This window comes from Tunturibacter gelidoferens (genome assembly GCF_040358255.1).
Taxonomy (GTDB): Bacteria; Acidobacteriota; Terriglobia; order Terriglobales; family Acidobacteriaceae; genus Edaphobacter; species Edaphobacter gelidiferens.
Map to the genome: position 1 here is coordinate 832,101 of NZ_CP132938.1, position 26,418 is coordinate 858,518.

Sequence of the window (26,418 nt, forward strand, 5' to 3'; positions counted from 1 at the left end):
TGTCTCTCATGCATGGCCGAAAAATACGACACCAATCTCAACTTTATTTTGACGGTCCGGGATGGAGGTTCCGTTCTGACGTCGCGTTGTGCTTCCCCCGGATACCGGCCCTCGGTTCCAGCTAAAGGATGCCCTGAAGCTGTTTGCTCAAACACCTCCGGGATGTTTCTACAAACGGGGGAGCCGAAGTGACAGTGACTTGGACCGCAAGAACAAGGGTGGAGACGAGTCTCCACCCTTGTTTGTAAGGACTGTTTTGGGGTTAGAAGTTGAGCTTGAGCTGGAACTCGGTCGTGCGTGGGCCACCCTGATCGAAGGTACCCGAGTTGCGCACTACACGAGCAGAGTTGGCCGTAGCCTGATCGGATGGACCGTTGAAGTATCCGCCTGGAACACCGCCAACAGCATTAGCCTGGTTGATCAAGACTCCTGTTCCATTGCCAGGGATAGAAGGAATGTCGTTGAAGTTGCTCATGTTGAAGACGTTGTACATCGCAACTCCCGGGACCAGGCTGAAACTTTCGCCGAGTTTGCGGATGTGGATCGGATAGTTCGCGCTGAGATCGAAGGTGCGGAGAGCTGCATTGTTCAGGGGTTTGTTGGGACCCAGAGCAATTGCTTGTTGAACTCCGTTCAATGCAGTCAACTGTCCCGGTGTGAAGAGGCCAGCGGCAACCACCGCCTGGCCAGCCGGAGTCAGAGTACCTGCCTGAGTGGCGTTGTAGTTGTTGATCAGCCGGTTGAGTCCTGCACCTTTGACCTCGTGCTCGTAGGCTCCAGGAATAGTTCCCGGAACCAGGTCGCCTACGGTTCCATCGCCATCGACGTCCGTCTGGAAGAGTTGTCCAGTGGTCCCGCTCGTAGTGTCGAGGGTAAGCGAAGACGCAGGTGCGGAGAAGAAGTGACCGATTGCGGAGACGTTCAGGCCGTATTTGATAGCCAGAGTGCCGCCGAAGCTCAGCTCGTTGGAGTGGTCGAGCGGACTGCGACCAATGTAGCGGTTTGGGTCGTCGTTGTTGAAGGACTGGCCACCCGCGAAGAACTGATCGGTGGGAGACGCTGATCCATTGGACGTTACGATGCGGGAGAGGCTATAGGATACCTGGTAGTTGGTGCTTAGGATGCCGGGAACAGGGTGCGATCTCTGCCCCTGGAGAACTGCCTGCAGTGCATCATATCCAGAACGGCCGATGGGAAGGATGAAGAGTCCCGTGCCGACATTTGGGTTGGTGCCCGCAAACGCCGCGCCGGTGTCCGGGGTAAGACCAAAATAGGAAGCTGATGGTCCACCGAGATAGGTAGTGCCTGAATCGAGACCGTTGCCTGCGAAGTCTGTGATGTGAGCTCCAGCCGCGATGGCGCAGGTGATGGCCGCCGAAGTGGAGCCTCCAGCGCAACCAAAGCTTGAGGTGGTGGCCGCAATGGCGTTCTTGGCCGCATTGACATTCAACGTACGCGCTGCACCGCTGTGGTTGACGTCTTGCGAGATGGGAAGCTTGAGTGTCGCGTTGTGGACGTAATCGACGCTGAGCACCAGACCTTTGGCGATCTCACGCTGAATTCCGCCATTGAACTGGATGGAGTAGGGGCTCTTGTAGGGGCCAGCGTAGATGCTGTTGGCGAAGAGACCGCTTCCACCGCCGATATACGAAGGGTTAGTGCCGGCAACGTTCTTCACCTTCGCCTGATACTCCGCCTTGATCGCATTTACTTCAAATGCAGCCTGACCGATTGACTCGCTCAGGATGGTCGAGACAGGTGTTCCGTCTGGCGCCGCAGTGACCGTGCCGAAGCCAGGCAGAGCTATCTTCGTTCCGCCCTTGGAGGCGACGCCGTAGTTGAAGGCGGGGAAGTCAGCCTGTACGGTCTCTGTGCGGGCATTTCCAGTGTTGTTGAAGACACTGCTCTCGTAAAAGATACCGATACCGCCGCGGAAGGAGGTCTTGTGGTCCCCAGGGCTGAAGTTGAAGCCTGCCTGCGGTCCGAAGTTGGCGTAGGGTTGATGGGTCCGGACCCCGAGGCCTTGCTGATACTGGTCGAAGAGCGGAGTGTTGCCGGTGCAGCCGGGAAATTGAAGCGACGGATCTACGCTGGAACAGAGCGGGGTTGCCAGATCCTGATTGGCGCGGTCAGTATCGACACTCCAGCGGAGACCTGCGGTAAGCGTGAGTGACGGTGAAGCCTTCCAGGTGTCGGCCGCGTATGCTCCAAAGCGCCAGCTGGGAGATAGACCACCGAGGAGGCCGAAGCCGGGACGCTCAGAGAACAAGCCGTTACCGTTACCGATGGCGTACAACGAAGCGACATAGTCAAGCGGGTTTGCAGGATCCCCGCCCGCCACCAGATTGCCCGGGGTAGCCGAGATCCTAGTGTAGAGACTCTCGCCATAGAACTCGGCGAAGCCTCCGCTGGCCAAGCGGTTCAGGTCGAAGCCAAACTTGAAGGTGTGGGCTCCCTTGGTCCATGTACCGTCGTAGCGGAACTGCTTGTCAGTCTGGAAGGTGCCCTGCGGTGCCAGGTAATTTGGCCCGGCGTTCATGCTGCCTCGGAGCGTAACATTGCCGCCTACGGAGGGCCCGGAGGGGTTGTAGATGGAGTTTCCCAATCCATGGGTTCCATCCTCGAGGAGGTTATGGAACTTCTCATACCCGCCACGGAACGAGTGGGTAAAGTGGCCGGTGGTGAAGTCGGCTCCGCCAACGATCCCTGGGACGTTGTCTCTGTTCTGATAGACCTGGTAGGGGGTTAGACCGAAGGTGGCATCGGCGGCGTTGACGCTGTAGGCTCCGCGCACGAAGAAATGGATTCCCTTGGGGCCGTTGTAGTCGAAACGGAGCATGCTGAAAGTGTCGGTAAAGGGAGCTGGCACGAAGGGAAATTGGGTGAGGATAGGTTGGAAGACCGGGCTGGCGCCAAGAGCAGCGTCCAACTCGGACTGCTTGATTCGCTCGATACCACCGAAGAAGAAGAGCTTGTCCTTAATAATGGGGCCGCCGACATAACCGCCGAACTGATTGCGCTGGAAGGGGGCAGTTGCTCCAGCGACATCTGCAGCGCCTGCGCGGGCGTCCTGGAAGTTGTAGAAGGCGTTGCCGTGGAAGCCGTTGGTTCCAGACTGAGTCGAGACGAGAACCTGGCCGGTCGAGGTTACTTCGCCAGAGACGTCCTGAGTGGAGCGGTTGAGCTGAAACTCCTGAATAGCGCCTGACGGAACGTTGTAGATAGTTGTTCCGACGGTCTCGTCGGTGATGTCCTGACCGTCGAGAAGAATGCGGGTAGTACGTCCGCCTACGCCGCTAACAGAGATGGCGGAGTAACCTGCTTTGGTGGGGTCGAAGGACTGGCCGGACTGGAGGATGACACCCGGCTGGAGCTGAGCATAGTCCAGAATGTTTCGACCGTTTACCGGAAGAGCATCGATCTGTTCGCGAGTAATGACGCCGGAGACGCCGATCTGCTCTGTATTTACCTGGAGGGCGCCTGCGTTCACCTCTACGGTTTCAGCAGAAGAGCCGAGTGTGAGCTTGAAGCTTCCTGGCGTCGCTGTTCCTGTTCGAACCACAGTTGTAACTGAGAGCTTTTGAAACCCAGACGCGCTGACAGTAACGGTATAGTTGCCGGGATTTAGCGGTCCGACACTATATAGTCCTGCGCTATCCGTAGTGATCGTCTTGGAAGAGCCGGTATCAACCGCAAGGATCGTGACGGTGGCGTTTGGCACGATGGCGCCCGAAGGATCCGTGATCGTTCCTTGGATCGATCCGCCGTTCACCGAGGTGGCTTGCCCGTGGCTCAGCACTGCGGTGGCGAATAACAACATAATTAGCGCAAAAAGCTTCTTCATCTTTTCTGCTCCTGGTTCGGGTCCGGAATATTCCGTGAGACGGGGAGATTCAGGCGGCCGGCTCCAAGGGACATGCATCTTTAGGGCCATTGCAATAAAAATCTTTCTGACCGAAATCTTCGCAATAACAAAGGCTTTTCCCGAACCTCGGATCCAGACCCGACTCTCTCCGCGATCCTCTTTATGGAATAAGAGATTTTCTTATCCAAAAAAATGGATCATCAAAGAATCCAAGCTCTTGAGATATGTCGGGACGATTGTAGACACGTATTGAATAAATAAGTTGCTGACTATTTTCCTAGATTTGCCAGGCTAAATGGAAGGTGCGCCGAAAGAGACAATCGAGGAGGTCAATATAGGTTATTGCCATTCGGAAGATAGGACTCCCGGAAGAAGCTAGATCTCCGCCCAGCGGCGCAACAGATTGTGATAGACCCCTGTCAGTTGCACACCCGCAGCGTTTTTGGGACTTTCGACCGCCAACCGCTGAATTGCGGTGTCGAGGTCGTAGAGCAGCGTTCTGTCGCCATCGTTCCGGATCATGCTCTGCACCCAGAAGAAGGATGCCACGCGCGCGCCTCGTGTTACCGAAGTGACGCGATGGAGGCTGGTCGCCGGATAGAGCACCATGTGGCCGGCGGGAAGTTTGACGGAGTGAACGCCGTAGGTGTCCTCGACGGCCAGTTCGCCGCCGTCATACTCTTCCGGTTTTGAGAGAAAGAGTGTCGCCGAAACATCGGTTCGGATGCGCTGGCCGGTGGAGGCGTTGGCGCGAATCGCGGTGTCGACGTGGGTGCCGAAGTGGCCGCCGCCGGTGTAGCGGTTGAACATCGGCGGAAATACCCGCAGGGGCAGCGCTGCCGACATAAAGAGCGGCGATCGTGCCAGTGCTGCCAGAATCATCTCGCCTAGCTTGACCGCTACGGGATGACCCTCCGGCAGCTGAAGGTTCTCCTTTACGCTCTGGGCCTGGTACCCGGCTGTGACCCTTCCGTCCACCCAGTCCGCTGCATCGAGCGCTGCCCTTGCCTGCTTCAGCTCACTGGCAGTCAATATATCCGGAATCGTAATTAACATTGTCTTGCTCCTTCGCCTACGGCCTCCAGGAGAGAAAAGTGGGGGCCAGTCTTTAGACCGACTCTGATGCTTCGCTCAACTTAGAACTTGAAGTTGATTCCGATCTGCGCATTGGCTCCGGCGCCGGGAATCAGGTGGCTCGGATGGGGCAGGTCAATATAGTAGCGATTGAGAAGGTTATTAACGTTCGCTTGCAGCTCCAGGCGATCGGTCAATGGTCGCCGCACCATTGCGTTGAAGATCCAGTAGCCGGGGACCTGCTTCAACTCGGTTGCGAGTACCTGGTAGTGAACGGCCGGTGCGCCTGTTGCAGTGAGATAGCTGATCGGACCCGAGTAGGCGGTCGGGACATAGGGGACCGTGGAGCTGGCTGTGCGACTGGCCACATAGTTTCCGCCCAATCCGACGTTGAGCCGCAATGGCAGGCGATGCGTCACAAAGAGATTGAAGGTCTGCTTGGGCACGTTTGCCAGGGGGTATCCGACGGAGGTTGGAAAGAACTTCGAGAAGATAACTTCGCTATCCAGATACGCGTAGCCGGCGACGATATCCATTCCTTCCGGCAGCCTTCCGACGAGGGAGAACTGCACGCCCTTCACGAGTTGATTTCCGGCTGCAACGATATTGTTTGAGTTTGTTGGGTCGGTCTCGCGGGCGTTGTTCTTCTCGGTCCTGAACCACGAAGCTTCGGCGAGAAGCCGCTCATTCAGGAAGCTCCACTTCGCGCCGACCTCGTAGGTCTGGTTCTCTTCGGGAGCAGCGGAGCTGTTCGCCAGGCCAATGCTCAAGCTCAACGATTCGGCTGCGGGGTTGAAGCTGGTTCCGTAGTCGAAGTACACGCTTCCTCGGCTGGAGGGCTTGTAGACAAATGCTGCGCGGTAACTTGGCTGCTCATCGATGCGACTGATTGGAGCCACAGGAGCGGTGACGGTTCCACCTGCGGGAGGAGTGGGTTGATATAAATTGTAACCGGTATCGAACCTATCCCATCTCACACCGCCGCTCGCCTCAAACAGTCGCCCGAGCTTGATCGTGTCGACGAAGTAGAGTCCAACGCTCTCCGACTTGGTATGCACAATCGAGGTGATGTACCCTGTTCCCCCGAAGGGCTGCTGTGCATTTGGCTCGATCAGGGTAGCCGTCGGCACGGTGTTGATCTTGTTGATGGTGTAGCTTGTCCTGATCGGGTTCGAGATCTCCTGGCCGCCTTCAACTCCAGCCACCAGGGCGTGCTTTATGCCGAACGTTTTGAAGCGCGCCGAGACCTCGGTCTGGTCCCACAGATCGCCTTCGACGCTCTTTACCTGTATCTGATTCCGGTTGACGATGATCGTGCCCGGATCGCTTGCAGCGGTATAGGCACAGGGTAATGCTGTATTTACCGCGGAGGTGGGCAACGACGACACGAACCCGCCAACCGACACGCTCGCCGGCGCGTTTGAGCAGATCTGCGGCTCAGTGATCTGCGCCTGGCGTGGATAATTGGCTGCCCGCGCAATCGTGTGCAGATTCAGGTTGGGCGAAAATTCGTGTTCGACCTTAAGGGTCAAAATATCGTCGTTCGTGTTCAGGTAGTTCTCATCGGGGAAGCCGTAGTAGTCATGCCGAATCGACCCGGGTGCCACGGCGTTATTGAACCATGGCAGTCCATAGTCCGGCGTGTCGCTCTCGGTCATGTGCAGATAGCTCAGGGTCGCGCGCGTTTGCGTGTTCAATCCGACTGAAACTGTTGGCGCAATACCGAACCTTCGTATCTCCGCGTAGTCCCGTCCGGCGACTCCGCCCTCCTGCCCCATGAGGTTGACACGATAGGCTGTACCGCCCAGCACATCGAGCTCCGGTTCGTTGATGTCTGCCGTGATCCTGCGCGTCTTGTCGGTTCCGAACTGCGTCTGCACATTCACGAACTGCTGCACCACCGGAACCTTGCTCTCCTGATTGATCACGCCTCCGGTTGAACCGCGCCCGAACTGAACTCCGGCCGGACCTTCCAGTGCCTCGACCTGCTCGTAGTTGAACGAATCACGATAGTAGCTTCCGAAGTCGCGGATACCGTCGAGAAAGATATCGTTGCGCGCGGTAAAGCCACGAATCGTCAGATTGTCTCCCTGTGCACCTGCCTCGCCCGCCGCCAAACTGATGCCCGGCACATTGCGCAGAGCATCGCGCAGAGTTGAAACGCCCTGATCCTTCATGACAAACTGCGGCACCACGCTGATGCTCTGTGGAGTATCGATCAGCGGTTCAGTGAATTTCGAGAGCGAAACCGAGTTAGTAACCGAATCAGTTACAGAAACAGTGTCTTTCGCCTGCACCCCAACGAGCATCGTCGTGGCATCCTCCGCACGGTAGTTCAGACCGGTGCCTTCCAGCAGCAGACGCAGCGCTTCATCCTCTCGATATAGCCCCACGACACCCTGCGAGTTGAACCCTGCCACTGTTCCCGCCGGCAGCACGATCTTCACGGTCAGACCGGTGGCCTCCTCAAAAGCCTTCACCGCCGCATCCAACGGGCCTGCCGGAATATCAAACTTCTTCAGCGGCATCGTTGCTTCGGCCGCTCCACTCGCCGCCGGATCTGCCTTCTCGACCGAGGCCATCGCCGTCTTCGTGCCTCCCATCGCCGCATAAGCGGCCAGCGTTCCTGCCGCGATCCACCCGCGACTCCCGCCAATCGGTGCCCGGCTCTTCCTCTTGCTTGGTGTCGTCTTACGCGTCGCCTGCTTCATGCTTGTCTCCCGATAAAGTTCCGTGCTCCGTGAGACCGATCGCGTTCTCTTCTTTTTCAGAACGGCGTCGATCTTCATGTCCATCTGTCAGATCGAAGGCTGAGGGCAAAAACGGGCGCACCTCATCGTCGACCGCTAGTCCCCAAAATCCCCGGCGAGACCTGAATCGCCGGAAAAGTTTTGAGGGGCTTACTGATATGCAATGGAGTTTCGAGCCGAAGTAGAACGATCCGCAGATCGAACCTTATAATGCAGATAATCTGCAGTCACTCGGCTGTAGCTTCCAGGTCCTCGCGGTCTCCGCCAAGAGATATCCCGCGGGGATCTGGTCAAACACTCCAACTCCCAATCAAACTCCTGACATCCAGTCCTGAAGCTGCGATCAGTTGAATATACGACGATATAGGTCCGATATCAAGTGAATAGGCGACAAATTCAGTCGCAATACATGACCATCTTGCGTAGGGTCCGCCACCAGTACATTCCGCCATCAATCCCTATATAAATTCATAGATATTTAGCAATTCTTATTGAAAGTAGGTGTTGGTGATGAGAAGAATAAGGCACTTACGACGACGCGCAGAATCTTGAGTGTTTGGTGGATAAATTGCTCTCTCTATATTCACGCGACCTAATCGAAAAATGACTTCGGTACGCCATTCGATGGCCATCCGCGGTGTTTCGGTTTTGGTCAACCCTTGGAGAGAAGACATGCGACGAATTTCCCTTTTTGTTCCCGCTATAACGATGGCCTTTATAGGCGCTGCATTTGGTCAAACCACTAGCGGAGATTTAGTCGGCACCGTAAAAGATCCATCAGGTGCTGCCATTGCGAGCGCAGCTGTTGTCGTGACCAACGAAGACACTGGCGTGGCTACCAGTGTTAAGGCCGGAACTGCGGGCGAATTCCGTGTGGGCAACCTTCTTCCTGGTAAGTATGATCTCGTCGTAAGTTCTTCAGGTTTTCAGCCGTTTACGCTCCGCGGAATCGTCATCGAGCTCAATAAGACCTCTACTACCAACGTTGGTCTCTCGATTGGCGCCAGCACTACAGTGGAAGTCGCGGCAGAGGCCGGCGCCGCGCTGGATACTACCAGCACCAACCTCACCCAGACCTTTAGCAATGTCGAACTCACCGATCTTCCGTCGACGGCATCGGGTGGGTCGGCCGGCTTCGGCGTGTTGAACGCTTCGCTCTTGAGTCCCGGGGTGGCGTCAAGCGGAGGTATCGGTATCGGCGTAGGACCTTCGATTGGAGGTCAGCGCCCACGCAATAACAACTTCACCATTGAAGGAATTGACAACAATAACAAAGCTGTAACCGGCCCCCTTATCTATCTCCCGAACGATTCGGTTGAGAGCTTTACTCTGATTACAAACCAGTTTTCCCCGGAGTTCGGTCACTCTTCAGGGGGGCAGTTCAACACCAACGTCCTCTCCGGAACGAACAAGTTCCACGGGCGCCTGTATGAGTACTTTCAGAATCGCAATCTGAACGCCGAATCCGGCACTCAGGGCGGAAAGCCCGCCATCAACCCCCGCTACGACAATAACCGCTACGGCGGACAGGTTGGCGGACCGATCTTGCGCGATAAGCTCTTCTTTTTTGTCAACTTCGAACGTAACTCGATTGGGTCGAACCCGGCCATTTTCTCCTGCGTGCCAACCGCCGCAGGACTCACAACTCTTCAGTCGCTGGGTTCGCCTTACGGCCTGAATGGAACCAACCTGGCTCAGTACCTTAAGTACACCCCCGCAGCGACAACGTCGGGGCCAAACGGGACAGGAATTGACGCGTCGGCCGACGTCGCCTGCGGAAGTGAGGCAACAGGGCCGCAATTCCTTACCGTCAACTCAGCGGTTTCAGGTGCATCAACCAATATTCCTTTAGGTAATTACCAGAGCACAGCAAGCACACCGTCAAACTTCGACGTCCTGACAACAAGTGTCGACTACACGATCTCTAACAAAGACAGCTTCCGCGGACGTTATTTGTACAACCGGCTCACTGATACGGATACGGCAACCAATACGGTTCCATTCCCAGTTTTCTTCACGCAACAGCCGTTCCGTTTCCAGCTCGTTGCACTTAGCGAATTTCACACGTTTACACCAAACCTCACCAACGAATTCCGCATTGGCTTCAATCGGTATTCGAACACCGTGACTGCGGGAAACTTTAGCTATCCCGGGCTCGATCAATTCCCCAACCTGGTCTTTGATGATCAAGGCTTTGTCAATCTTGGACCGGATCCGAATGCACCGCAGTTCACGATTCAGAATCTGTATCAGGTCGTCGACAACGTCAGCTATGTTAAAGGAAAGCATACCCTCAAGATCGGATTTGACGGTCGCAAGTACATCTCTCCTCAAGGATTCACGCAGCGAGCGCGAGGAGACTACGAGTGGAATGCCCTCTCAGAGTTTCTTCAGGATCTCGCACCTACGAGCTTCGGAGAGCGTTCTACTGGCAACCTGACCTACTACGGCGATCAGACCGCGCTCTATGGCTATGTCAACGATACCTGGCGGGTTAGCCCCAGGGTTACACTCAACGGTGGCCTTCGGTATGAGTTCACCGCCGTTCCTGTCGGCGAGCGGGCACAAGCGCTGAATTCTGCTGCCTCCGTTCCTGGTCTGATCAGCTTCGGGAAGCCGTCACCAGCCTACAAGAGCTTTGCGCCTCGCTTTGGCGTCAACTTTGCACCCGATGACAAGACGTCTATTCGCGCAGGTTTCGGGCTGTCCTACGATGTGCTGTTTGACAACCTTGGTACCCTCTCCTTTCCTCCGCAGTATTCAGCCACCAATGATGTCGGCAACCCTGGCAACCCTGCACCAGGAGACCCGAACTTCCTCGCGAACGGAGGTCTTCCTCCCGGCAAGGGCGGCATCCTGGTCTTCCCGAACACACCGGCTGGCCTCGCAGATCAGCGCGCGTCCACTGCTGCATACATTCCCAACCAGACGGTCCCCTATTCGGAGACCTACACGCTCACCATTCAGCGCACCTTTGCGACCAACTACACAGCCGAGATTGGATATGTCGGTACCCGAGGCATTCATCTACCGACGCAGATCCAACTCAACATTCAACCGCGGGTCAATGCATCGAATGTGCTTCCCACCTCGTTGAACGGCGGTACTTCGGTCATCGCTCCTGCAGGTGCCAGCACGTTGGCTGCGATCAACAGCCTGTCAAATATCCGCCCGGATTTCCTCGCCGCTGGCTTTACGAGCAAGATGACTTCTTATCAGCCTTATTCCAGTTCCAACTACAACGCTCTGGTTGCGAACGTGACTCGCCAGTTCACCGGTGGATTGCAGACCAATCTTTCCTACACCTACAGCAAGACGATGGATGACGCAACGGCGGAAGTCTTCGCGACTACGCTCACTCCGCGACGTCCACAGAATTCGCAGAACGTAGCGGCCGACTACAGCCGTTCAGCGCTTGACCGTACGCATCGCATCTCGCTCGAAGCGGTCTACGATCTGCAGCTTTACAAGCATGCCCACTCGTTTCTTCTAAGGAATGTCGTTGGTAACTGGACCATTGCACCCATCTACACCTACGAATCGCCCGAGTACGCCACTGTGCTCTCCGGCATCAATTCAAACCTGAACGGCGACAGCACCGCAATCGATCGCTCGATCATCAACCCGAACGGTGTGAAGGGGACAGCAAGTACGGTATCGGCTCAACATGCTACCAATCTCGATAGCCTCTGCACGCCGGGGACAGAAACGACAACTTGCACTGCGAACATCGTCGGCTATGTAGCCGACAACCCAAACGCTTATTACATCCAGGGTGGAAAGGGAACGCTCCCGAACGGTGCGCGTAATACTTTGCCTACTCGTCCAATTAATAACTTCGATATGTCACTTTTGAAGCGCGTCACATTCCGCGAACGATACTCAATCGAGTTCGGAGCGCAGGCTTATAACGTACTCAACCATGCTCAATACACTCCCGGCACGGTGAATAACATCAACTCGACCTCCAATACAACGACGTATATCAACTTCCAAAGGGTTGATAACGCGTTCTTCAATCAGCCCGGCAAGGTCTTCGCCAACAATGCCCGCACAATGCAACTGTCCGGGAAACTCTTCTTCTAACTGAAGATTGCAACAAAAAAGGGATGGGCTAAAGCCCGTCCCTTTTTTTGTCGATAAAACGGCTGCGCTGGCAAAAGTCTGTAAGTCTTGCATTTTCTGCGTGTGTTTGCCCACTTACAATCTGTTTGCCGAGGACCGCTTTACCCCGCCAAATCAAGCATTTATCATGGAAGTACACCATGGCTGATGATCTGTTTCCGCAAGACCCGAAGAACCCTGACGCACCCTCCCCGCAGGACGCGAACTCCAACAACCCTCCCCCCGCAGGATCTCCTCCGGACGGCTCGACCGTCCAGGGCCGGGGTGCTGCGTTTATGCTCTCCATCAATATAGAAGAGGAGATGCGGAGGTCGTATCTCGACTACTCCATGTCCGTCATCATCGGCCGCGCTCTGCCCGATGTGCGCGACGGTCTCAAGCCTGTTCATCGCCGTATCCTCTACGGCATGCAGGAGATGGGTCTCCAGTTCAACAAGAAGTACACCAAGTCCGCCAAGGTCGTCGGCCACGTGATGGGTAACTACCATCCCCATGGCGACTCCGCCATCTACGACACCATGGTCCGGCTCGCCCAGCCATTTTCTCTCCGCTATCTATTAGTAGACGGTCAGGGAAACTTTGGCTCCGTGGACGGTGACTCCGCCGCGGCCATGCGGTACACCGAATCCCGCCTCACCCGGCTTGCCGGTGAGATGCTCGCGGACATCGACTACGACACGGTCGACTTCTCTCCGAACTATGATGAGTCGTCGCTTGAACCTACCGTGCTCCCGGCCCGCATTCCGAACCTTATCGTCAACGGCAGCTCCGGCATTGCCGTCGGTATGGCGACGAACATTCCGCCGCACAATCTCACCGAGATTGTGAACGCGTGTATCTCGCTGCTGCAGAAGTCCCCGCAGGATCATCGACCAGATCTCGACCTCGTCCTGGAGCACGTGCTTGGACCGGACTTCCCGACTGGCGGCTACCTGTTCGGCAAGACGAATATCCCCCAGGCCTACCGCACTGGCCGCGGGCGCTTCATGATGCGCGCCAAAGCGTCCATCGAGAACATCTCCGGCGGGCGTCAGGCCATCATCGTCACGGAGATTCCTTACCAGGTCAACAAGTCCAAGCTCATCGAACGTATCGCCGAACTCGTCAATGAAGGCGTCATCACCGACATCGCACGCGACGAGTTCCGTGACGAGTCCGATCGCGACGGGATGCGCATCGTCATCGGGCTGAAGCGCGGCGCCGAGCACCAGATCGTTCTCAACCAGCTTCATAAGCACACCCAGATGCAGGAGTCGTTCTCGATGATCTTCTTGGCCGTCCATAACGGTCAGCCGAAGGAGCTCCCGCTCGATCAGGCGATCCGGGCGTTCCTCGATCACCGCACAGAAGTAGTCCGCCGCCGGACTGCCTTCCTGCTCGCGAAGGCTCGCGACCGCGAACACATTCTGCTTGGATATCAGATCGCGCTCGATCATCTCGACAACGTCATCAAGATTATTCGCCAGTCGTCCAGCCGTGCCGATGCTCGCGAAAACCTCTTCTCCTACTTCTCGAACAAGCGCATCAACCTGCGCGGTACGGAGCTGCGCGGCGTCACGTTGGACCCGGCTAAGTACGGCGTCGATATGATCTTTAGCACGACCGGCACGTTGATCCTCTCCTACAAACAGATCGACGCGATCCTCGAACTGCAGCTGTACCGCCTCACGCAGCTTTCTATTGATGAGTTGCTCAAGGAACTGGCCGAGGTGCGCGACAACATCACGGAGTTCGAGTCGATCCTTGCTTCACCGGCGAAGTTGCGCAAGGTCATCGTCAAAGAGCTTACCGAGATTCGCGACAAGTATGGCGATGCTCGCCGCACGACCATCATTGATGAGACCGCCGAGCTGCAGCTCGAAGATCTGATCACTGACGAGCAGGTGGCAGTCACGGTGTCCAACACTGGTTATCTCAAGCGCACGCCTATCTCGATCTACCGTCAGCAGCGTCGTGGCGGTACTGGGCGGCTTGGCATGAAGACTCGCGAAGAGGACTTTGTCGCGCAGCTCATCATCGACTCCACGCATGCCTATCTTCTCTGCTTCACAAATACGGGCCGCGTCTACTGGCTGAAGGTGTATGAGGTCCCTGATGTTGGCGCTGCCGGCAAAGGCAAGGCTATGGCTTCGCTGGTCGCGCTGCAGCCTGGGGAGAAGGTGGTGACCATTCTGCCGGTTCGCGATCTGGAAGAGGACTCGAAGTACATCCTGTTTGCGACGCGCAATGGCACGGTGAAGAAGACAGCGTTGAAAGACTTTTCGAATGTGATGGCGCGTGGAATTATCGCGATCAATATTGAGAAGGATGATGAGCTGATCATTGCGCGAATTACGGACGGTCAGCAGGTGATCTTCCTGGCTACGCATGATGGCATGGCTATCCGGTTCAACGAGCAGGACTTACGTCCGATGGGGCGGCCGGCTACCGGTAACCGTGGCATTACGCTGAAGAAGGGGGACTATGTGATCGGGGCGGCAGTTACGCCTTCGAACGAGGCGCGCAACAAGCAACGGCTGGAACGTGCTGCTCAGAAAGGGCTTACGGATCAGGTGGAAGCGGCGATTGACGAGGCTACCGAGTCGACTGAGGGGCAGCCGCTGGAGCTGGCTGAGCCTGGTGAGCTGGCTGCTCCGGTGGCTTCGGCTGAGGTTGCGGCGAAGCTTGAAAAGCTTGATAAACAGCTGGGTTTGACGCCTTGCCTGGTGCTTACGGTGAGTGAGAATGGGTTTGGCAAGCGAACTGATGTGGATCAATATCGCCTGCAGTCGCGTGGCGGTAAGGGCGTTATCAATATGAAGACGACTCCTAAGATCGGCAAGGTTACTAGCATTCAGCTGGTGGATGACACGACGGAGATGATGGTGATCAGCCAGTTTGGGAAGATCATTCGCATTGATACTAAGAGTGTTAGGGCCGCCGGGCGTAGTACGCAGGGGGTTAAGCTGCTGGATCTTGAGGATCAGGATAAGGTGGCGGCGGCTGTGGTGATTCCTCCGGAGGAGGCTAAGACTCAGCCGGAAGAGGGAACTTTGCTGCAGTAGTTTTCTGTTTGCGGTAATTTTTTATGATGTGGTGACGCCCGTTTTTGCTGAGGTTTTTGGCAAAAACGGGCGTTTTCGCGTGGTGAATTGGTGGTGTGGACGTGGTGGATTGCGTGGTGAACGTGGTGTTTTAGCAGCGTGTTTTTTGGGCTCTAAAAATGCGCCACGTCTTCGGGGTTTATTTTTTGGGGTTCCCGTTTTGGGAATGCGGTGGGTGGGAGGCTGCTATTCTTTTCTGGCTTCCGTGTCAGCGCCCTGAAATGAGCGGGCGGGCTGCGTAGGAGAATTTGCCATGAGCAGCAATGAGAAGACGAAGGGCAGCTTCACGCAGAGGGTCAAGCACGAGCTGATTGAGTTCTGGATGATCGCCTTGTACCTGATGTTCTTCTTCTGTGCGCTGGTGACGTACACGATGCTGCTGTTGAAGAAGTATGAGGTCAGCAACGATGTACTGAACTACGGCTTTGCGGTGATGAATGCGCTGGTGATCGGCAAGGTGATTCTGGTGGGGGAGATGATGCGCGTGGGCAGGGGCTACGAGAAGAGGCCGCTGTACCAGTCTGTCCTGTTGAAGTCAATTGTCTTCGCGGGGCTTGTGCTGGTGTTCCATATCCTCGAGGAGACGGTGAAGCGGGTGATTGCGGGGAAGCCGTTTGGTACGGTCTGGCACCATCTGCAGTGGGAGGACATGGTCTCGCGGGCGCTCGTCATCTTCTGCGCGTTCGTTCCGCTGTTTGCGTTCAGGGAGATTCGCCGGGTGCTTGGTGAGGAGAAGCTCTACGCTCTGTTGCGCGGGCGAGGAGTCGCCGACATGCCGGATTCTCCTGTCGGACGCTAGCTGTTGCTGAGCGCAGAATTGCGTAGGCGATCAACGAGATGACGCCCGTTTTTGCTGGTGTTTTTGGCAAAAACGGGCGTTTTCTACGTGGTGTTTTGGTGGTGTAGATGCCGGAGTATTACCAAAACTCGCGTTCTGGGTGGTGTTTTGGTGATGTCTGAAGTGAATTCTTAAACTAGCCGCCGAAGACTGCCATCGTTAAGGATTTTCCGAATGGTATGCCGAAATTCCCCGTTTTGTCACTGAATCCCACAGGATTTGACTCCGAAAAAAACGTAATTTCCTCACGGACTTTTTCGTTAAGGAGAGACTGAAGATAAACGATGAACGCAATCACCTTCGGCGGGCACGCCAAAGCTTCTTGCCGCCTAGGCAGAATCGAATCCACTCCGCATTGGTAAGGAATGTAGGATTCGGTTCTTGGCAATAACGGTATCCTATCGTCGAACCAGATTTCAGCTGAGCATAGATCTTCGGGGTCAGGATACGAATGGGCAATCTTATTTCGAAGTCTGAAGACGCTTTCTATGTCTCGAACTGGTTGATCGGTCTCGCGAGGAGTTTTGGCTATTTCACGGCAGTGGAGCGGGAGACGCAAGAGCTTGTCTTTCCATGTTTCTCTTAATGCTTCTTGAAGAATTACCCTATTTTCAAGAAGTGTTTTATTGCGTAGAACAGCAATGAGCATATTTAGGTAGGACTCCGCCGTATAGGCACATTCCATCACCAACGCTGTTGCAATACAATTCTGATGCTCCATCTGTTTCATGTATCGGTCTATATCTTTCGCATGTTTGTCGCTGTCGCCTTTCTTGACCACTATGCTCTGCGGTACATCAATGTCTTTTACCTTTATCTTTCGTAACTCTCCTTCGAAATAGGTCATCATACGGCGGTGCCGATAGTGAGGATTGATTACAAGTCGATACTTCTCTAGCGACTCAAAGGATTCCTTGAGTCCTTTCTCGTGAAGTGCGAAATTGTGCGTAAACATTTTGAGTACTTCTTGCGAAGTAATCTTTCCACCGAAGCGGCGGACCTCTAGATTCAACCAACTTCGAACTATCGAAAGATAGGTCGAGTCAGGAAGTTGTAAGAAATATTCATATTTAAAAGGAGCATCAGGATCTCCGTGCACACCTAGCGCGAGGACATTAGTCCTTGCGGCCTCCCAAAAAGACTCTTCAGTAGCGCAAATAGATAAGCTTCCGGAAAACTCAACGGAAGCCGAATAGACTGAGCTCCCATTCCTTTTATAGGTATAGGCCGTACTGCCTTCGCGAGGGATAAGTCAAAATCGGTGAGCAGTATTGGCGTACTCATCTAATGAACATATTAGGTGACGCAGGCCGCATCTAAAAGTCTAAATGTAGATGCCTCGCAGGCGCACAAATGAATGTTGTCGCGCGAGGAGTCTTATTCGCCGCCCAACTTTGAGTCCTCGTGAACCGCCACTAGTTGCGCAGCTAGCATTGAGCCAAGCAGTTCCTTCATGGCGGTCAAATCAATCTTTCCTTCGCGCCACGCAATGTCAGCTTCCTCAAGCGCCTTATAGTATGGCCTCTTGTCGGCAGAGATTTGTTCGGGAATGGTCAGCTTACCGGGTAGTAGATAGCCCAGCTTCACGCAGAGAATCAGATATGAGGCCGCACGCGAAGTCCTTCCGTTTCCGTCAGTGAAGGGATGAATCCAGTTCAGCCTCCACATGACATAGGAAGCAAGATGTAGTGGACTCTTCTCGTTCCACCTTTCGTTCACGTAGTCGCATAGCTCTTCGATCATTTCCGGAATCCGGAAAGGGTCTGGAGGGGTATGGCCGCTTCCCTGAATCTCGATTCCAGAGGGTCGCCAGTTTCCGGCGTACCCCGAGAGACCCATCAGCGCCACGCGATGAAGAGTCTGAAGATGAGAGGGACGAAACTTGAAGGGCCGCTCAGGGTCGAGGAAGCTCTGGATCATCTCGACGACAACCTGAAATTGCTTCAGGCCATTGAGGACCTCTTGCTGCGCTTTAAGCGCGGGATCGGTGATCAGCTCAGCTTCGAAAGCCTGACTGTGCCGAACCTCATCCGCCATTAAAGTGCCTTGGCTTCGATCTGTAAAAGTTCGTCTTGCTCGGCAACCATCTCGCGCGTTACGCGGTCGTTTTCAATCTTCGTATTGCCATACGCGAAGCTCCGCCGTTGAGCCTGCAATTCATCCGGTGAGACAGGGCGCGAACGAGCTGCATCTATGAGCATTTGAAGATTTTTCGGCATGACGGTTTCCTCTGTCTTTTTGAGGTTATCACTTAAGCAGCTTCGCGTTCCAGCATGCGAAAGAGGGGTACGCAGTGGATAAACAGGATAATCTCGCTCTGGTGGATTAGTGCCGTCTTTCCCATGGAGGAACCCAAGACTGTGGCTAGGTCGCAGGCACCAATGCGATGTCGTCGCCGACAAAGGCGTGCAGCGATTGGCCTTGTTTGATTTCGACGTTCTTGCCGTGTTTGATCAGGCCGATGGGTCCGAAGAGCACTGTGAGGACTACGGCGCCGGTGGTTCCGCTTTCGCCTTCTTTGCCTTTTGTGCCGCGTAGCTTGATCTTGGTGTCGCCTGCCTTGAGGTAGTTGAGGCGAATGTTCAGATCGCCGGCTTTGCCCATCATTCCTGACTTCTCGGCTTTGGTGACCTCGCCGATTGCTTTATCTCCGGCTTTTGCGACTACGATGTCTCCGACCTTGAGGTCATCGACGAGCGTTAGCGTCACCGGATCGCCTTCGGATGCGGTCTTTGAGCTGAGGTCCTGTGCAAACTGGAGATTCACGTCCGTGCCATCACGCAGCATGTACCTGCCTGAGGCGTCCGGAGCATTTGGGTTGGGAGGAGTTACAGGTGCTGGGGTGACTGCGGCGGCGAGTGGGGATGGTGCGGGAGCGGATGTTCCAGTTACAGCTTGTTGCGCTTGGGCGAGATTGCCGAATCCAGAGAGAACCAAGAAAAGTGAAGCAAGGGGGTAACGCATGTTTTTTCGTACGACCTGATCTCAACAAGTTTGAAGTCAAGACGAAAGCTATCTTTATCCGCGTGACAAAACAAGGGGGAAAATCACAATACTCCACTAAAGTCGCAGCTGGAGGGAATTGTTTGCGTTGGTGTGAAGCTGCGGGAGGAGGGTAAAAGCAGATTCCTCCGCTTCGCTGCGGAATGACAACAAGAGGGCAAGCAACGACAACTGCAGCTGCAACGGCAACGGCAACAGCAACGACAACTGCAACTGCAACCGCAACCGCAACGACAACGACAACGACAACCTCAGATTCCTCCGCTTCGCTGCGGAATGACAACAAAAGGGCAAGCAACGACAACTCCTTGGTTGGGTCGGTAGATTTTGGGGGCGACGGGGGGCGCGGTACATCCCCAGGCTTCGGAACCTCGTCCACCTGTGGAGTACACCTAGGGGAGTACATGGAAAGAGGATTGAACTATGGCTGACAACATTATTGCTAGCGCAGAGCCGATTGAGCATCCGAAGGCTCCACATGACCCCAAAGAGATCAATCCGAAGATGTCGTCCGATATTCACTACTGGGCGAAGGAGTTTGGGGTGACCGGCGATCAGCTGCATGAGGCGATCCGGGTGCACGGGACGCATGTGGATAAGGTTCGCGCTGCGCTGAATCATCACAAGGGTTAGGCAAGCGGCGTTCGCATGGACGTGCGCGGAGATTCTTGCAAAAAGGACGTTGCTTCGACAGATAGCCGTTTGCGCGGATTGAAACGTTCGTACCGATAGACGTTCGCACGGATAGGGACGTTCGTGCAGAAAGACGTTCGCATAGATAGACGTTCGCACAGGGAAGACGAGCGACTTTGCGGCTGTGCCGTGGGTCGCTCGTTTTGCGTTGCCGGTCTTACGTTGCCGGTCGTGTGTTGGCGGTCGTGTGTTATCAGCGATGTTTGCGTGGCAGTGTGGATTGGTTTGGCGGGACGGAAAATCTTTTTTACTGCCGTTTTGTTTTTGCACAACGCGGCGGGTTGCAGGCGGCATCAAGGGATGCAAGGGGGTAGGCTATGGACCCAAAGATCGTAACCGCTATTTTGATTGCTGTTGCTGTGCTGATAGTTGTCGGGGTGATTTTATATACCAGACGCAACCGATCGGCGCAGCTGAAACAGAAGTTTGGCCCGGAGTATGACCGGGTTGTGAGTCAACAGGGCGACCCGAAGCTCGCCGAGAACGTTCTCGCCGAGAGGGAGCGGCGGGTGTCGAGCCTGAAACTACGTTCGCTGCCTGAGGCGGAGCGTGATCGTTATATGCATCAGTGGACCTTTGTTCAGAAGCAGTTTGTGGATGATCCACGTGGTGCGGTGAACGAAGCGGATCGGCTGGTGACGGATGTGATGAATTCGCGTGGCTATCCGATGAGTGAGTTTGCCCAGCGTGCCGATGACATCTCGGTTCATTATCCCGAGACGGTGGGCAACTACAGGGTGGCGCACGATATTGTTCTGCGCCATGCCAAGGGCCAGTCCACTACTGAAGACCTGCGGAGAGCGATGGTGCACTTCCGTTCGCTGTTCGACGAATTGCTTGGCGTGACAGCCACGACCCACAAGGAGGTAGCATGATAGGCGAAGTTCGCGATGACGCAAGATTGACTGCAGATGAGATCGCAAATCGAGTACCGGGATCTCGGTATGAGCATACGAATTATCCAACAAGTACGGAGGTGATCGATGATTCGCGGAATGATCCGCGGATCGGCTCGCGCGAAGTTGTGCGGGATGTGGATGTCGATCGTGAGGTTGCAGCGCAGAGGCTGCAGGTTGTGGATGAGAGAGTTGCGGACCAGAGAGTTGGCGACGAGCGAGCGGCTGCGGATCAGAGACCCGTGGAGCAGAGAATGGATTCGGGGCTTGGGAACGATCAGCCTGGGCCGCTGTTTCCAAGCAACGAGCTGAACGATCTTCGCGCGCGCTGGGACAAGGCTCAGATCGGGTTTGTCGATGAGCCGAGGACCGCGGTAAAACAGGCGGATGAGCTGGTTGCGACCGTGGTGAAGCGGATCTCGGAGCAGTTCGCGACGGAGCGGTCGGAGCTGGAGCATCAGTGGGATCGCGGAGACAATGTGTCGACCGAGGATCTGCGACAGGCGCTGCGGCGGTATCGTTCGTTTTTTGATCGCCTGCTGGCATTCTGACGACGCACGAAAAAACTGCCCATCTTCGCAACTTGAAGTCTGCGAAGATGGGCGTTTTTTTGTTACATGAGAACCAACGGGCCTAGCTAATACAGCAGCTTTGTTTCTATTTGTTCAAATCGTGAATGGTCTGCCCCACGGCCTGTCCGACGCGCCCTGCGGCATCCTTCACATCTCCAACGACGCGATCCGCGGTGCCCTCATCGGCCAGGTTCTGGTTGCCGGTGAGATTGCCTGCGCCTTCTTTGATGGCGCCGGCGACCGAACCCAGCTTGCCCTCGGCCTGTTTCTTCGTGCCCCAGGCGTAGGTCTTGCGGGCTGCATCGGTGAATCCGTCATAACTGGTGTCATAGGCCGGCTCTGGTTCGTTGACGAAAAGCAGGTACGTGACCGCGACGCCGACTCCAATACCGGCAAGGATCCAGGGGAATCCCCTCATAGCAAAAACCTCCAATGAGTAGGATGCAGTTTTCGCCTGTCGGGGAAGCTGAATTTCTCTGGTGTGGACCTTATTCGGTCGCGGGTTGAGTGTCCGAAGCGCTGCGGCGGTCTATGGGCTAAGAGTGGGCTAAGAGTGCGTCCTAGCGTGTCTTAGCGTGTTGAGGCGGCGCTACGGAGGGGCTGCAGATCCTGATCTAGCATTCCGGCCAGATCCGTCGCCAGGCCGGAGCCTTTCGCGTCGGTGTAGGTGCCTAGCGTGCCCTTCAACTCCACATCGGTCTTCTTGCCGGCGACCTCCTCGGTGCAGGGAGTTCCAGTGAGGTAGGAGGCGGTGAAGCCGATGGTGCGCTTGGCCGTGGTCTGCTCCTGAATGACGACGTGCAGCGTGCGGTCTGCGTTGGCGGCGGTGTCGACTACGGTGACGCCGGTGAGCGAACTTATCGCCTGGCGGATCTGGCCTGCGATTGCGCCGGTGGAGTCATCCCCCGCTACGGTCAGCAGCACGTGAATCTGTCCGGACGGCGTGGTTCCGCTCGCAGGACATACGAGCCAGTGCTTCTTCGGATCGGGCTTGGCCGAGTTCATCAGGTTCGTCAGCTGTACCTGGGTCAGCTTGTTGAGTCCGTCGGCCTTGAAGTCATCTGAAGAGATGCCGAGGGTCTTCTGCACGTCCGGCGACCAGACTGCCATGGCTGACTTGGCCGAGGTCTTCGGCTTGTGCGGAGCAGTCGGGGGAGCTGTTTGCGCCGCCGCAAGGGAACCGGCGATCGCCAGCCCCATAAGCCCCGCGACTAGCCCTCCAGAGATGCCATAGATCAGATCCTTCACAGACTCTCCAATCCCATTCTTTTGAAGCTACTGCAAGAAGAGACGATGCTGCACGCCAATTAGACGAAAATCGGTTTCTATTCTTTAGGCCAGGGGGAGCTGACTCCGGAGTGGATGGACGAATTCCTGTTATACCGCATTGAGAAGACGACCTTTGGCCGTCATAGGTTGCACAACTCCTTCAAAAAGACGCTGTTCGATACCTGGATTCTGTCATTCCCGGCTCGATTTGGCCCCACGCGGGGCGGAGATCTCGCATCTAACCGGGAATGACCAAGCTACGAAACGCGGTCCTTCTTACGCCTCTTCTCTTTGCGGCCGGAATAGCTCCGGCGTTTGCACAACATTACGATAACAACAGTGCCTACTACAGCGGTATGCGTAACGGCGGCCATGGCGGCAACTACTATAACAATCGCGATCGCCCCTACCATGACGACCATCGCCGGGATCAGGGGGGCATCGGACCTGGCAAGGGCGCGCTGATCGGTGCAGGTGGCGGGGCGGTTCTCGGAGCAGTCTTCGGTGGCGGCCTCAAGGGTACCCTTATTGGCGGAGCAGCCGGCGCAGGCATCGGAGCCGTAGTAGGCAAGGCCGCCCAGAACAAACGCGACGATCGCCGCTACTACTAGCGCTTTCTAACCTACGAACGTAAAGGAACGATCCCCATGCGCCTCATCTATCGCCTCGCACTCTGCTTCGCTATCGCCGCCGTCGCCCTTAGTGCTTCTGCCCAGCAACCCTCGGCTCAGCAACCCTCGGCCGTTACCATCACACCTTCGGCAGACGCTGCTGCCCCCCACAACTGGACGAACGAGCAGATCCTGACCTGCCCCGTCTCCGATTGCTGGCAGCTCGCAGGCAAGAACGAAGCCACCTTCTTCGACATCATCCAGCAGCTTGCCGCGATCTCCGCGCAGGCTCGGGGCCTGACCCTTCCGGATAACGCCGAGGCTGGCAGACGCGCCGGCGAGTATATCAAGGCAAAGGCTAAGTCCGATCATCGGCAGCTGCTTTATGCAATCGTCGACGCCTCCGTCCGACGGGTAGGGACCAGACCTCCGACCGCTCCGGCGAACTAACTCTGGGTTCAGCAGCGGGAGGCAGACGCTAAGATAATTCCCATGCGTCTCCTCCTGCTGGTTACCGCCTCGCTCCTTGCGTCCAGAGCACTCTCTCAGACACCTGCGGCTCCGCCGCAGCTTCCTGCCTCCGTCGAGATCGTCAAGCTGGAACAAAATCTCTGGACGACAATGACCGAGGGCGACTTCGCGGCTGTTCACGCCTTGTTTACGCCGGACTTCATCCAGGTCGACGAGCATATTCAGGCTCTGGACACGCTTCTGATCACCCTAAAACACTGCAAGCTCGAGTCCTACGAACTTCGTGATCTCCAGGTTCGCATTCTGACGCCAGACTCTGCGCTTACCGCTTATCACGTGGTCAATACGTTCAACTGTGGCAGCGCGGATAAACCGTCTCTCATGAATAATGACAACAACTCCGTCACCGTCTGGGTTCGGCAGCCTAAGAGCGGGAGATGGCTTGCCCAGGCCCATACGGAGACACCTGCGAAACCCTGAGGATGGACTGACGGGCTTGTCCTGCCGGACGGGCTCCCTGCGCGGGAGGCGGTCACTTCGTGACGCGTGTACCGGTCTGGGTTCGGGAAGAACCGGGGCCCTCCCGTTGGTCGGGCGCGGCAGCGTCTCGTCTCATGGTCCGGGATGCAAAACCCGGAGACTTGGCATACATTCGATCTGCCTGAGAAAAAGAGGTGTTCGTGTCCGCGTTCAGGAGTGGTTGCAAATTCTGCTTTCAGATAGCCGGCCTTGCAGTGTTGTGCGCGTCGTTGAACGGCTGTGTCGATCTTGATGACGCGGCGGGTCTTTCAAAACTCTCCGACGAAGCACGAGTCGCGCTCCCTAAGGTTTCTAACGATGTCGCGGCAACCTGTGCGCGCCAGAACGTACTGTTCGAGAACACTCCGGCCGCAGAGCGCCCCAAGGCAGAACAGGCGCAGGACTGTAAGCCATACCAGGAGCTGGCCGATCATCTGGCGAAGGATCAGAACGTGCTTATCGGCTACTTTAACGCCCTCGGCAAGCTCTCCTCGAACAAGCCGATGGGATACGATGCAACCATCGATCAGAATGTAACCACCTCCAGCACAAATACCGCCTTCTCCCCGAGCGCGATTACCGCAGGCAACGACGCGCAAAACATCTTGAAGTCCCTGGCCGACGCAGCCACCAGCGGGTACCGCGAAAAGCAGCTTGGGCAACTGATCAGCGCCAACGATGCCGCCGTTCAATCTCTCACACACTCGCTCAAGAAGGTCATCACCGCCGATTATGCCCTGCTTCTCACCAACGAGGAGCTCAGCCTCGATTCCTTCTACCAGGGCCCGATGGCAAGCGCTCTACCGAATGAGCGACTCGCTCTCATCCTCGTGCAGAGGCAGTACGCCCACGACAAAACTGCGCTGCAATCTCGCAAAGACGGCGTTGTCAGCTACGGCAAAGCGATGGACGACTTAGCCGCCTTGCACACGAAGCTAAGGCAGGAGGCGGGCAAGCGGGCAAACATGGTGGAGGTTTCAAAACAAATCGGGCCTATCGTCGAATCGCTCAAGACGGCACTCTCAGATATCCAGTCGAGGTCGAATCAGCCATGAAGAAATCTAAACCGGTCGCAGGCGTCACGCCAAAGGCGGTCACCGTAGCGTCCGCTACAACTCTCAGTGACGATCAGATGCAGGCGCTAGCCCAGTCTTTTCACGACATCGCCGTAGAGATAGGACAGGTTCGCCTGAACGCGATCAGCGCTGGCAGCAAGCTCACCGATTCTGCGATCGTTCAACTGCAAGGCTACGTTTATTCCCTGATGACGACTGCCGGGAACTTCGCTCTTCAGGCCGCTAACCTGACCCTCGCCAACGCCGATCAAGCAGTCAGTGAGATCTCCCTGGCCACTCAAGCAGCGGACAAGGCGCTCGATAAGCTTCAGGATATCGACAAAGCGGTCAAGATAGCCTCTTCGGTGATCGTTCTGGCGATGGCCATCTCCACGAAGGACATGGGCCAGATTGCAGCGGCGGCCAAATCGGTCGTCACGGCGGCCGGCGTGTCGGTGTAGCGTCGCCATAAAGACCGAATAGGGGTTTTTACCCCTTGGGATAGTCCGGACAGCGAGGCGACTGTTGGATTGCGGTGCGAGTTCCTCCTTCGCGAGGCAAACTGCCTTGCTTCGTCGTGACTATCATTCCCTGTCGGAACAGACTGCAAACATCCCGATATGGTACGAGCACGGATTTACCGACGGCTTTATTTGGTAAAAAACGGCTCCTAGTCAAGACCGCGAACTAGAATTCTTTATAGAACTTCAAGACGAAACGCAAACCAAAAAAGGATCTTGAGATTCGGTAAGCGAAAGTATTAACCGAATCGAAACTTTTGTCTGCACTTTGCGTCTTCATTTTATGTGAGATTGTGCCCGTCGAGGCGCACCCTCCCCAGAGGAAACAAGAATGACTCACAGGTTCAAGCGGTTCGCGATCACGCTGATGCTTCTTATAGCGCTCAGCTTTACCTTCGAGCGCCAGGCCCACGCCTACGTCGATCCCGGCTCAGGTCTGCTCTTGTTTCAAGGCATCAGCGCGGCAATCTCAGGAGCTCTCTTCTACTTCCGCCGCCGGCTCAAGAGTCTCTTCGTCAAACCTCAAGCAAAGTCGGAGCACGGAACAACACCGTTCAGCTCGTAGGGGAATTGTCCAGGCGAAAACTTACTGCTGCGGATCCTCCGGCATAATTGCCCCTGCCTTGACCCATCGCTCCACCGTCGCGATATCCGCATCAGAGAGCTTCGGCTGCTTCGGCGGCATCGGCATCGGATCCTTCGCTGGCCCCTCATGACGGATCAGCCGCACGAGCAGACTGTTTGCCGGATCTCCGGGTATCAGCACCGGACCTTCATGTCCACCCTTCAACATCCCCGCCCGCGTTTGAATACTCAACCCGCCGCGATGGTTCGTCCCGCCATGACACCGGTAGCAGTTCGCCTGAAGGATCGGCTGAACCTTCGTTGAGTAGAACTCGGGGTTCGCTGCCTCATCGGCCCCCGCAGCCTGCACCGCTCCCGCTCGTAACCCCAACCCCAGCAGCCCGATAGTGACCAGCCCCAAGCACGCCAACATCCTCTTCATCCATTCCTCCCTGTTAATCGACAAGTATACGGAACCCACCTCGTCACTTACACGCTCTCTCATCAAC

The 26,418-nt window shown here is 55.9% G+C and carries 23 protein-coding genes; 13 read left to right on the forward strand and 10 right to left on the reverse strand.

The window, feature by feature from the left end:
• Positions 1-262 precede the first annotated feature (262 nt).
• From RBB81_RS03925 to RBB81_RS03935, 3 genes are all read right to left on the reverse strand, one after another.
• On the reverse strand, positions 263-3,844 hold the full coding sequence (locus RBB81_RS03925; RefSeq protein WP_179580406.1) for a TonB-dependent receptor: 3,582 nt from the start codon (positions 3,842-3,844) through the stop codon (positions 263-265).
• Between the two features lie 396 nt (positions 3,845-4,240).
• Positions 4,241-4,921 (reverse strand): Fe2+-dependent dioxygenase, encoded by a 681-nt coding sequence (locus RBB81_RS03930; RefSeq protein WP_353072786.1) that lies wholly within the window; start codon positions 4,919-4,921, stop codon positions 4,241-4,243.
• 80 nt (positions 4,922-5,001) lie between these two features.
• Positions 5,002-7,650, reverse strand: a complete 2,649-nt coding sequence (locus RBB81_RS03935) for a TonB-dependent siderophore receptor (protein ID WP_353072787.1) — start codon at positions 7,648-7,650, stop codon at positions 5,002-5,004.
• A 711-nt stretch (positions 7,651-8,361) separates the two neighbouring features.
• Between RBB81_RS03935 and RBB81_RS03940 the strand changes: the two genes are divergently transcribed.
• From RBB81_RS03940 to RBB81_RS03950, 3 genes are all read left to right on the forward strand, one after another.
• Positions 8,362-11,775 (forward strand): TonB-dependent receptor, encoded by a 3,414-nt coding sequence (locus RBB81_RS03940; protein WP_179580413.1) that lies wholly within the window; start codon positions 8,362-8,364, stop codon positions 11,773-11,775.
• A gap of 179 nt (positions 11,776-11,954) precedes the next feature.
• On the forward strand, positions 11,955-14,858 hold the full coding sequence (gene gyrA, locus RBB81_RS03945) for a DNA gyrase subunit A (protein WP_353072788.1): 2,904 nt from the start codon (positions 11,955-11,957) through the stop codon (positions 14,856-14,858).
• A 292-nt stretch (positions 14,859-15,150) separates the two neighbouring features.
• Positions 15,151-15,696 (forward strand): hypothetical protein, encoded by a 546-nt coding sequence (locus RBB81_RS03950; protein WP_353072789.1) that lies wholly within the window; start codon positions 15,151-15,153, stop codon positions 15,694-15,696.
• Between the two features lie 175 nt (positions 15,697-15,871).
• Here RBB81_RS03950 and RBB81_RS03955 read toward each other — a convergent pair whose 3' ends face one another.
• Positions 15,872-16,747: a hypothetical protein gene (locus tag RBB81_RS03955; RefSeq protein ID WP_353072790.1), complete on the reverse strand. Its 876-nt coding sequence runs from the start codon at positions 16,745-16,747 to the stop codon at positions 15,872-15,874.
• Positions 16,748-17,112: 365 nt separating this feature from the next.
• Positions 17,113-17,574: a Fic family protein gene (locus RBB81_RS03960; RefSeq protein ID WP_257025538.1), complete on the reverse strand. Its 462-nt coding sequence runs from the start codon at positions 17,572-17,574 to the stop codon at positions 17,113-17,115.
• Here RBB81_RS03960 and RBB81_RS03965 point away from each other — a divergent pair.
• Positions 17,509-17,775 carry a hypothetical protein gene (locus RBB81_RS03965; protein WP_257025626.1) on the forward strand — a complete coding sequence of 89 codons (267 nt, stop codon included), beginning with the start codon at positions 17,509-17,511 and terminating at the stop codon, positions 17,773-17,775. The genes RBB81_RS03960 and RBB81_RS03965 overlap by 66 nt on opposite strands.
• Here the strand turns inward: RBB81_RS03965 and RBB81_RS03970 are convergent.
• Both RBB81_RS03970 and RBB81_RS03975 read right to left on the reverse strand, forming a co-directional pair.
• Positions 17,772-17,954 (reverse strand): hypothetical protein, encoded by a 183-nt coding sequence (locus RBB81_RS03970; protein WP_179580425.1) that lies wholly within the window; start codon positions 17,952-17,954, stop codon positions 17,772-17,774. The genes RBB81_RS03965 and RBB81_RS03970 overlap by 4 nt on opposite strands.
• A gap of 145 nt (positions 17,955-18,099) precedes the next feature.
• Positions 18,100-18,699, reverse strand: coding sequence for a hypothetical protein (locus tag RBB81_RS03975; RefSeq protein ID WP_353072791.1), 600 nt, complete (start codon positions 18,697-18,699; stop codon positions 18,100-18,102).
• 462 nt (positions 18,700-19,161) lie between these two features.
• Here RBB81_RS03975 and RBB81_RS03980 point away from each other — a divergent pair, with 462 nt between their 5' ends.
• The 3 genes from RBB81_RS03980 (at position 19,162) to RBB81_RS03990 (ending at position 20,878) form a co-directional block, all read left to right on the forward strand.
• On the forward strand, positions 19,162-19,371 hold the full coding sequence (locus RBB81_RS03980) for a DUF3606 domain-containing protein (protein WP_183790942.1): 210 nt from the start codon (positions 19,162-19,164) through the stop codon (positions 19,369-19,371).
• A 377-nt stretch (positions 19,372-19,748) separates the two neighbouring features.
• Positions 19,749-20,306 carry a hypothetical protein gene (locus tag RBB81_RS03985; protein WP_353072792.1) on the forward strand — a complete coding sequence of 186 codons (558 nt, stop codon included), beginning with the start codon at positions 19,749-19,751 and terminating at the stop codon, positions 20,304-20,306.
• On the forward strand, positions 20,303-20,878 hold the full coding sequence (locus RBB81_RS03990) for a hypothetical protein (RefSeq protein ID WP_179580431.1): 576 nt from the start codon (positions 20,303-20,305) through the stop codon (positions 20,876-20,878). The genes RBB81_RS03985 and RBB81_RS03990 overlap by 4 nt, the downstream gene beginning before the upstream one ends.
• Positions 20,879-20,984: 106 nt before the next feature.
• Here RBB81_RS03990 and RBB81_RS03995 read toward each other — a convergent pair whose 3' ends face one another.
• Positions 20,985-21,317, reverse strand: a complete 333-nt coding sequence (locus RBB81_RS03995) for a CsbD family protein (protein WP_353072793.1) — start codon at positions 21,315-21,317, stop codon at positions 20,985-20,987.
• A gap of 152 nt (positions 21,318-21,469) precedes the next feature.
• The gene (locus RBB81_RS04000; RefSeq protein WP_179580433.1) at positions 21,470-22,147 is read right to left on the reverse strand and encodes a hypothetical protein; all 678 of its coding nucleotides are present in this window, start codon (positions 22,145-22,147) and stop codon (positions 21,470-21,472) included.
• Positions 22,148-22,416: 269 nt separating this feature from the next.
• On the opposite strand from RBB81_RS04000, the gene RBB81_RS04005 reads away from it, so the two are divergent.
• The 6 genes from RBB81_RS04005 (at position 22,417) to RBB81_RS04030 (ending at position 25,910) form a co-directional block, all read left to right on the forward strand.
• Positions 22,417-22,779: a glycine zipper 2TM domain-containing protein gene (locus tag RBB81_RS04005; protein ID WP_179580435.1), complete on the forward strand. Its 363-nt coding sequence runs from the start codon at positions 22,417-22,419 to the stop codon at positions 22,777-22,779.
• 36 nt (positions 22,780-22,815) lie between these two features.
• Positions 22,816-23,229, forward strand: a complete 414-nt coding sequence (locus tag RBB81_RS04010) for a hypothetical protein (protein ID WP_353072794.1) — start codon at positions 22,816-22,818, stop codon at positions 23,227-23,229.
• Positions 23,230-23,271: 42 nt separating this feature from the next.
• The gene (locus RBB81_RS04015; RefSeq protein WP_353072795.1) at positions 23,272-23,730 is read left to right on the forward strand and encodes a nuclear transport factor 2 family protein; all 459 of its coding nucleotides are present in this window, start codon (positions 23,272-23,274) and stop codon (positions 23,728-23,730) included.
• Between the two features lie 200 nt (positions 23,731-23,930).
• A complete protein-coding gene (locus tag RBB81_RS04020) occupies positions 23,931-24,824 on the forward strand; it encodes a hypothetical protein (RefSeq protein ID WP_353072796.1) in 894 nt (297 codons plus the stop codon).
• On the forward strand, positions 24,821-25,285 hold the full coding sequence (locus RBB81_RS04025; protein ID WP_183790931.1) for a hypothetical protein: 465 nt from the start codon (positions 24,821-24,823) through the stop codon (positions 25,283-25,285). The genes RBB81_RS04020 and RBB81_RS04025 overlap by 4 nt, the downstream gene beginning before the upstream one ends.
• Positions 25,286-25,676: 391 nt before the next feature.
• Positions 25,677-25,910 carry a hypothetical protein gene (locus tag RBB81_RS04030; protein WP_179580440.1) on the forward strand — a complete coding sequence of 78 codons (234 nt, stop codon included), beginning with the start codon at positions 25,677-25,679 and terminating at the stop codon, positions 25,908-25,910.
• Positions 25,911-25,931: 21 nt separating this feature from the next.
• Here RBB81_RS04030 and RBB81_RS04035 read toward each other — a convergent pair whose 3' ends face one another.
• A complete protein-coding gene (locus tag RBB81_RS04035) occupies positions 25,932-26,351 on the reverse strand; it encodes a c-type cytochrome domain-containing protein (RefSeq protein ID WP_353072797.1) in 420 nt (139 codons plus the stop codon).
• Positions 26,352-26,418 lie beyond the last annotated feature (67 nt).